Source organism: Micromonospora sp. NPDC004540 (assembly GCF_040610095.1).
GTDB lineage: Bacteria > Actinomycetota > Actinomycetes > Mycobacteriales > Micromonosporaceae > Micromonospora.
The window spans coordinates 1-7481 of the sequence record NZ_JBEXLR010000165.1; the positions used below are offsets into that span (position 1 = coordinate 1).

Consider the following 7481-nt stretch of genomic DNA (forward strand, 5'->3'; position numbering starts at 1 on the left):
GCGGCGGCGGCCGGGGCCGCGCCGGCCAGGGCGCCGGCCACGGCGCCGCCGAAGCCGAGCACCAGGGCGCCGGCGGCGCCGGCCCGGACCACGCCGCGCCGGGAGACCTCGGCGTCGACCAGGTCCCCGAAGTAGGGGTTGTCGGAACGGTTCGGCACCGGGTGGTCGCAGGCGTTGCCGCACCGGTACAGGCAGGTCATGGCGTCCCGGGCGCCGTGGCGGGTGGCGCCCAGCAGCGGGAGCAGCCGAGGACGGTCGCTCATGGGGTGGAGCCTCCTGATCGGACGTCGGTGGCGCGCCCGGATCCGCCCGGGCGCGCGTACGGGCCGGACGCTGCCAGGGTGCGGTGAGCGGGCACCGGCGGGAACATGAACCGGACGTGAACACCTGCGGCGTGACCTGCGGCTGAACCGTTCGGCGTCACGGCACGTATCAAGGGGCGAACGCATCGCCGGTCTCCCCGCCGCCGGAAGCGAGGTACCGCCATCAGCGACCACGACGCCCAACTGCTGCGCGCGCTGCACGACGAGCATGCCGACGCGCTCTTCGCGCACGCCCTCCGGCTGGTCAACGGCGACCGCACGCGCGCCGAGGACCTGGTGCAGGAGACCCTGCTCCGGGCCTGGCGGCACCCCGAGTCGCTGGACCCGCGACGCGGCTCGGTCCGCGCCTGGCTCTTCACCACCGCCCGGAACCTCGCCATCGACGCCTGGCGCCGGCGGTCCACCCGCGTCGGCGAGGTCTACACCGACGAGCTGCCCGAACCTGCCGAGACGGTCGACGAGACGGAGCGCGCGGTGGAGGCGTGGACCGTGGCCGAAGCGCTGAACCGGCTCAGCCCGACGCACCGCGAGGTGCTGGTCGAGTGCTTCTACCAGGGGCGGTCGGTGGCGGAGGCGGCCGCCCGACTCGGGGTGCCGCCGGGCACGGTGAAGTCGCGCACCCACTACGCGCTGCGCTCACTACGGTTGGTGCTGGTTGAAATGGGGGTGACCGGATGACCCGCTGCGAGTTCGCGCACGACGACGGCGCGTACGTGCTGGGCGCCCTCGCCCCCGCCGACCGGGCCGCCTACGAGCGGCACCTGGCCGGCTGCGCCTCCTGCCGGGAGGCGGTGGCCGAGATCGCCGTGCTGCCCGGCCTGCTGGGCCGGCTCGACCCGGCCGGGCTGGAGCAGTTCCTGCCGTCCGCCACGGAGACCTCCCGGGTGCCCGCGCTGCTCGACGCCGCGCGGGACCGCCGCCGCCGCGAACGGTCCCGGTCCCGACGGCGGTACGCGCTGACCGCGCTCGCCGCGGCCGTGCTCGCCGTGCTGGCCGGCGTCGGGGTGTCCCTGGTCCGCCCACCGGCCGCCCCGCCGACGGCGACGTCAACGGCGACCGCCACGGCGACGGCGCCGGTGCCGATGACCGCCATGCGGCCGGTCGCCGGCCCGGTGCCGTTGCACGCCGAGGTCGGCCTGACCGACAAGCGGTGGGGGACCGAGGTCACCATGCGCTGCGGGTACGAGCAGCGCGCCGGTCACCGCGAGGCGTACACCTTCCGGTTGGTGGCGCACGGCCCGGACGGCGCGACGGAGCAGGTCGGCACGTGGCTGGCCGCCCCCGGCGACAACGTCCGCGTGGTCGGCGCCACCCACTTCACCCACGGCGAGCTGGTGCGCCTCGAACTGGTTCGCGCCGACGGAACCCCGGTGCTCGCCTACGACGCGCGCTGAGGCGCGGTCAGCGGGTCCCGGCGGGCACCAGGGCGGCGGCCCGCGCCTCGGCGCGGGTCCGGCGGGTGTGCCGCAGGGCGTCCACGGTGAACACCACCAGGGCGAGCCAGACCAGGGCGAACCCGGCCAGCCGGGCCGGCGGCATGGGCTCGTGGAAGACCAGCACGCCGCAGCCGAGCTGGAGGATCGGCGCCAGGTACTGCAACATGCCCAACCCGGTCAGCGGCAGCCGGTTGGCTGCCCCGGCGAAGAGCAGCAGCGGGATCGCGGTGGCCGCGCCGGCCAGCACCAGCAGCACGGTGTGCCCGGCGGAGCCGTGCCCGAAGGTCGCCTCACCCTGCCGGGCCAGCCAGCCGAGGTAGGCCAGCGCGGGCAGGGCCAGCACCGCCGACTCGACGAAGAGCCCCTCGGCGGCGGGCAACCCGAGCCGCTTCTTGACCAGCCCGTACCCGGCGAAGCTGAAGGCCAGCACGAGGGCCAGCCAGGGCAGCCGGCCGTAGTCGACGGTCAGCACCGCCACCGCGAGGCCACCCACGCCGAGTGCCGCCCACTGCGCCGGGCGCAGCCGCTCGCGCAGCACGAAGACCCCGATCAGCACCACGACCAGCGGGTTGATGAAGTAGCCGAGGGCGGTCTCCACCACCCGGTCGGAGTTCACCCCGTAGATGTAGGTGCCCCAGTTGACGGCGATGAGCGCGGCCGCGGCCGCGATGGCGGCCAGCGCCCGGGGCCGCCGGGCCAGCGCCCGCAGGAACCCGATGTTGCGCATGGCGGCCAGCAGCAGCGCCACGAAGACCACCGACCAGACGATCCGGTGCGCGAGGATCTCCACCGGCCCGGCGGGGCGGAGCAGCTTCAGGTAGATCGGGAAGAAACCCCAGAGCAGGTACGCGCCGAAGCCGTAGAGGTAGCCGAGACGGGTCTGGTTCACGCCTCCACCGTAAGTGGTGAACCGGCGCTTTGCTCCTTTCCAGTGAGCTGGGTCACCCGCTTGTCGTACTCCATCCAACGGTCCGGGTCGACCGGCGTGAAGCCGACCTTCGCGTAGACCCCGTGCGCGTCGTTGGTGGCCAGCACGATCCGGCGTACGCCCCACTCGGCCAGGTGGTCGCGGGCCGCGCCGGCCAGCCAGGTGCCCAGCCCTCGCCCTCGCTCGGCCCGGTCGACGTAGACGTCGCAGAGCCAGGCGAAGGTCGCCCGGTCGGTGACCACCCGGGCCACCGCCACCTGCCGCCCGTCCTCGGGACGGTAGACGCCGAAGCCGATCGACCCGGCGAAGGCGCGCCCCACCGTGTCCCGGTCGCGCCCCAGCGCCCAGTACGCGTCGGTCGAGAGCCAGTGGTGGACCCGGTCCAGGTCGAGCCGGTCCGGATCGGTGCTGAGCAGGTAGCCGTCGGGGCGGGTCAGGGTGAGCACCCCTCCGACCCTAGAGGCGACCCGACTCGGCCTCACCGGCCAATTCCCGCCCACTGGTCTGGCCAGCGGGCGGGAATCGGTGGGTGACGGGTTCAGTCGCGGTCGAGGACGGCCCCGAGGATCCAGGTGACGATGCCGACGAAGAGCGCCCCCAGCACCGCGGCCGGCCAGAAGCCGTCCACGTGGAACGGCAGCCCGGCCTCACCGGCGATCCAGCTGGTGAGCAGGAAGAGCAGGCCGTTGACCACCAGCGCGATCAGGCCGAGGGTCAGCAGGTAGAAGCCGCAGCCGACGGTCTTGATGATCGGCTGTAGCACCGCGTTGACGACGCCGAAGATCACCGCGACGAGCAGCAGCGTGGTCACCGTCTCGGTGGTCGAATCCGAGTCCAGCGTGATGCCCGGGATGAGGAGCGTGGCCAGCCAGAAGGCCACGGCCGTCGAGCCCACCCGGATCAGGAGACCCTTCAGAAAATTCATGGCCGGGATCGTGCCACGCCGCGTCGGCTCGCGGAACCCGTGCGGGCTCAGGAACGGGCCGGGCGACCGACCAGTTGCGACTCGATCGGCGTCGGGGAGAGCAGCGCCCAGCGCAGCGCCCGCCGGTTCACCACCGCCACCATGTCGTCGCGGATCCGGGTCAGCCACTCCGCCGAGCCGCCGAGGCCGAGCGCCGCGCCGGCCAGCGCCGCCTCGCCTTGGTCGAGCGGTTGCAGGATCGCCAGGTCGGCGCGGGCCAGCGCGGCCGTGTCGGCCGGGGTCAGCTCGTCACGGACCACCAGGACCGACTGCCAGGCCGCCGCCGGGCCGGCCTCCGCCGACACCGGGCCGGCGTCGAGCACCAGCAGCAGCGGGCGCAGCGGGGACCCGGGCGGGCCGCCGACCGGCCGCCCCGGCGGGACCAACGGCACGGCGCCGACCCCGCGCACGAACGGCTCCCAGGCCCTTGGCCGGGTCGTCTGCACGGCCACCCGCGCGCCGAGCGCCAGCGCCCGCAGGGTCAGCAACTGGGCCGCGCGGACCCCGCCGACCAGCAGCAGTCGGGTCGTCGCGGGGCGGAACAGGCGTACGGTCACCGCGCCGCCGTGCCGGTTGGCGCCCACCATCAGACCGGACTCGCCGAGGGTGAGCTCCAGGGCGGACAGCTCGGGCCCGACCGGGGTCGCGGCCCGGGCCACCGCCAGCGGCAGGGTGGCGGCCAGCCCGGTCGCGTGCTCGCCGTCCATCCGGCGCAACTCCGCACCGACATCGGCGGCGAGCCGGCGCAGCGCCCGCTCGGCCACCGCCAGTTCGGCGGCGGTCCGGGCGGCCAGGCGGACGGTCAGCTCGGCCGGCGTGGGCGCGGCGTCCGCGCCGGCGCGCGGCCCCACGCAGAGCGAGGCGGTGGTGGCGGTCGTCGGTAGCGCCAGCAGCCGGGGCACCAGCCGCCGCGCCGCGTCGGTGCGCGGATCCGGCCAACGGCGCAGCCGCCAGGTGGTCTGCGGCAGCCCGCCCACCGTCACCGCCGCCCAGCTCTCCCGCACCGGCGCCCCGGGGTCGTGGTGGGCCAGTTCGGCCACCGCGCGCAGCGCCGCGGGACCGCCGAGCGGGCAGCCGGTGAGCGGGCCGAGCCGGCGGACGATCCGCCGGACCGTGCCGGACAGCGCCCGGCGCAGCTCCTCCTCCGACCAGCCGTCGGCCCGCAGCACCCGGACGGCCAGCACCGCCCGGACCCGGCCGGCCAGCCGCCCGTCGGTGAGCTGGCGGTAGGACGTGCCGACCGCGCCCGCCCCGGCGGCGGGCGCCGGCGCGGGCGACGCGGAGAACAGCAGCTGGATCCGGACCGGTGGGCTCTCCGGCCCTGCCGGGGGCAGCAGGCCGAGCGGCGGCGGCAGCTCCCGCCGGCCGTCACCGAGCAGGTCGTCCGCGTCACCGATCTCCAGCAGCGCGGTCATCCCGTCGGCGTCCTCCAGCACCGCCGCCGGACCGCCGGCCAGCTCCGCTGCGCGCACGACCGTCCCGGGGCAGGCCAGCTCCAGGAGCGCCGCCGGCCCCGAGGCCGCCGGGAGGGTGCGGCGCCGGGTCAGGTAGGCCGCGCCGACGGCGAGCCACTCGAAGAGCCAGCGGCCCCGGAGGCGGACCCATGCGGCGGGCAGCAGCACCGCCGCCAGCAGCAGGGCGGCCGCGGTCACCGCGACGCCACGGCCCACGGCCGCCACGAGCGCGGCCACCGCGACCTGCGCCGTCACCACCTGCCCGGCCCGGACGACCGGCGCCGGACGCGCCGTCGACCGTGGCGATCGGACGGTCGCGGGCGCCGGTCGGCCGGTCGTGGTCGCGGTCACCGCACCTCCTCCGCCGGTTCGCCGGGTGACGTCGCCGTGGCTCATCGTAGAGCTTCGTTGTCCACAGGGGAGCCCGAGGGGTAGCAGAACCGGAGTCGTGCGGCTACCGTCAGCGACGAGTTCCGTCGAGCGCGCCGGCCGTCCCCTCCCCCCCTTCTCCGGCGGCGCGCTCCGGCGAGTCCACGGTGGTCGCTCCGGCGACCCGCCACGACCGAGGAGACGAGGTGACGTCCGGGGTGTCCCAGACTCAGGCAGAAGCCGCGGTGATGCAGCAGACCGCCGCGAAGTTCGAGCAGGTCGACCAGTCGTTGCAGACCATGCTCAGCGGCCTGATGGCCGAGCTGGAGGTGTTGCAGCAGGCCTGGCGGGGCGCCGGCGGGCGTTCCTTCGAGCAGGTCAAGCAGCAGTGGGCGCAGGACCAGGCGACCCTCCAGCGGGCGCTGCGGGAAACCGCGACCGCGATCCGCACCGCCGGCCAGCAGTACGACGTGTCCGACACCGAGGCCGCCGGTCGGGTGGCGGGCACCAACCGCGGCATCCAGTTGCCCCTCTGACGCACGGGAAGGACCGATCGATGGACCAGGTGCTGGTCGTCAACTTCGCCGCTCTCCAACAGGCCGGCGCGGACATCCAGAGGGCGCTGACCACCCTCGAGAACCAGCTCGGGCAGCTCGAACGCGACGCCGCCCCGCTGGTGGCGAGCTGGTCCGGCGAGGCGCGCGGGGCGTACGAGCAGCGGCAGGCCCGCTGGCGGGCCGCCTCGCAGGACCTCCAAACCATGCTCCGCGACATCAGGCTGGCCGTGGAGGACTCCGCGGCCGACTACCTCGACACCGAGAAGCGCAACGTCAACCTGTTCCAGTGACCGCCGGCGGGCGGCACGGGCGCTCCCGTCCGTGCCGCCCGCGGCTTTGGCGGTGCCCGTTCCAGCGGGGTCAGGTTGGGTCGGCCGGGTGCCAGCGGCGGCGTGCGCCTCGGGGCAGCACCACGGCGAGCAGCACCACCACCAGGGCGGCGGCCCCGGTCGCGGCGGCCACCAGCAGCGCCCGGTCCCGGGCCGTCGCCCGGCGCGCCTGCCGGGCCAGCCCCGCCGGGTCCGGCCGGTCGACCGGCAGCGCGGCGCGGGCCCCCGGCCGGTCGACCACGCCGACGGTCGACTCGGTCACCGCGCGATACGGGTTCAGCACCCCGGCGCCGTATCCGTCGCCCCGTCCCGGGGCCGGGTCGGCGCTCGTCACGATCCGCCGGGCGACCTCGGCCGCGCCCAGTTCGGGGTGATACTGCCGGAGCAGCGCCGCCGTGCCGGCCACGAAGGGCGCCGCGTAGCTGGTCCCCTCCGCCCGGCGGTGGCCCTGCCGGGGCGCCGCCATCAGCACGTCGGCGCCGGGGGCGACCAGGTCGACGTAGGGGCCGGTCTGGGAGAAGGAGGCGCGGGCACCGTCCGCCCCGATCGCGCCCACCCCGAGCACCCCGTCGTAGGCGGCCGGGTACGGCTGGGGATCGCCGCCGTCGTGCAGGTTGCCGGCGGCGGCCACCACGACGACGTCCCGGCGGACCGCGTGGGCGACCGCGGCGCGTACGGCGGGGTCGTCCGCGTACAGCACGACGGAGAGGTTGACCACGTCGGCGTCGTGGTCGACCGCCCAGCGGATGGCCCGGGCGAAGTCGGCCGCGTCGACCGTGCGCCCCGACTCCCGCCCGTCGACCACCTGTTGCTCGCTGACGCGCACCGGCAGGATGCGGGCGCCCGGGGCGAGCCCGCGGAAGGCCACCCCCGGCCGGGGGGCGGCGGCGATGATGCTCGCCACGCCGGTGCCGTGCCCGGCGCAGTCCCGGGTGCCGTCGCCGCCCGGGTCGAGGAAGTCGGCGCCGTCGAGGACCCGCCCGGCGAGCTGCGGGTGCGACCGGTCCACCCCCGAGTCGACCACCGCCACCACCACGCCGGCGCCGGTGGCGAGCGGGGTTCTCGGTCACCGGCTCCACGGCCTCCGGCCGGCGGATCGCCCACCTGGCCGCCGACCGGAT

At 76.1% G+C, this 7481-nt stretch carries 8 protein-coding genes and 2 pseudogenes; 4 read left to right on the forward strand and 6 right to left on the reverse strand.

The window, feature by feature from the left end; all coding sequences use genetic code 11:
• Positions 1–263, reverse strand: a pseudogene (locus ABZV78_RS30710) (phosphatase); the annotation flags it as partial.
• A gap of 222 nt (positions 264–485) precedes the next feature.
• Between ABZV78_RS30710 and ABZV78_RS30715 the strand changes: the two are divergent.
• Positions 486–1001, forward strand: a complete 516-nt coding sequence (locus ABZV78_RS30715) for a sigma-70 family RNA polymerase sigma factor (RefSeq protein ID WP_355644230.1) — start codon at positions 486–488, stop codon at positions 999–1001.
• The gene (locus ABZV78_RS30720) at positions 998–1717 is read left to right on the forward strand and encodes a zf-HC2 domain-containing protein (protein ID WP_355644217.1); all 720 of its coding nucleotides are present in this window, start codon (positions 998–1000) and stop codon (positions 1715–1717) included. The genes ABZV78_RS30715 and ABZV78_RS30720 overlap by 4 nt, the downstream gene beginning before the upstream one ends.
• A gap of 7 nt (positions 1718–1724) precedes the next feature.
• On the opposite strand, the gene rarD is transcribed toward ABZV78_RS30720, so the two are convergent.
• The 4 genes from rarD to eccE all read right to left on the reverse strand — a co-directional run bounded on the left by rarD (position 1725) and on the right by eccE (position 5456).
• Positions 1725–2648: an EamA family transporter RarD gene (gene rarD, locus ABZV78_RS30725; RefSeq protein WP_355644219.1), complete on the reverse strand. Its 924-nt coding sequence runs from the start codon at positions 2646–2648 to the stop codon at positions 1725–1727.
• Positions 2645–3133, reverse strand: a complete 489-nt coding sequence (locus ABZV78_RS30730; protein ID WP_355644221.1) for a GNAT family N-acetyltransferase — start codon at positions 3131–3133, stop codon at positions 2645–2647. Before ABZV78_RS30730 ends, rarD begins: the two co-directional genes overlap by 4 nt.
• A gap of 92 nt (positions 3134–3225) precedes the next feature.
• A complete protein-coding gene (locus ABZV78_RS30735; RefSeq protein WP_355644223.1) occupies positions 3226–3612 on the reverse strand; it encodes a phage holin family protein in 387 nt (128 codons plus the stop codon).
• 47 nt (positions 3613–3659) lie between these two features.
• Complete coding sequence (eccE, locus tag ABZV78_RS30740) at positions 3660–5456, reverse strand: type VII secretion protein EccE (RefSeq protein ID WP_355644225.1); 1797 nt, start codon at positions 5454–5456, stop codon at positions 3660–3662.
• A gap of 236 nt (positions 5457–5692) precedes the next feature.
• Between eccE and ABZV78_RS30745 the strand changes: the two genes are divergently transcribed.
• Positions 5693–6010, forward strand: a complete 318-nt coding sequence (locus ABZV78_RS30745; RefSeq protein WP_355644227.1) for a WXG100 family type VII secretion target — start codon at positions 5693–5695, stop codon at positions 6008–6010.
• Between the two features lie 20 nt (positions 6011–6030).
• Positions 6031–6321 carry a WXG100 family type VII secretion target gene (locus ABZV78_RS30750; RefSeq protein ID WP_355644229.1) on the forward strand — a complete coding sequence of 97 codons (291 nt, stop codon included), beginning with the start codon at positions 6031–6033 and terminating at the stop codon, positions 6319–6321.
• A 70-nt stretch (positions 6322–6391) separates the two neighbouring features.
• Here the strand turns inward: ABZV78_RS30750 and mycP are convergent.
• A pseudogene (mycP, locus tag ABZV78_RS30755) lies at positions 6392–7414 on the reverse strand (type VII secretion-associated serine protease mycosin); the annotation flags it as partial.
• Positions 7415–7481: the final 67 nt, after the last annotated feature.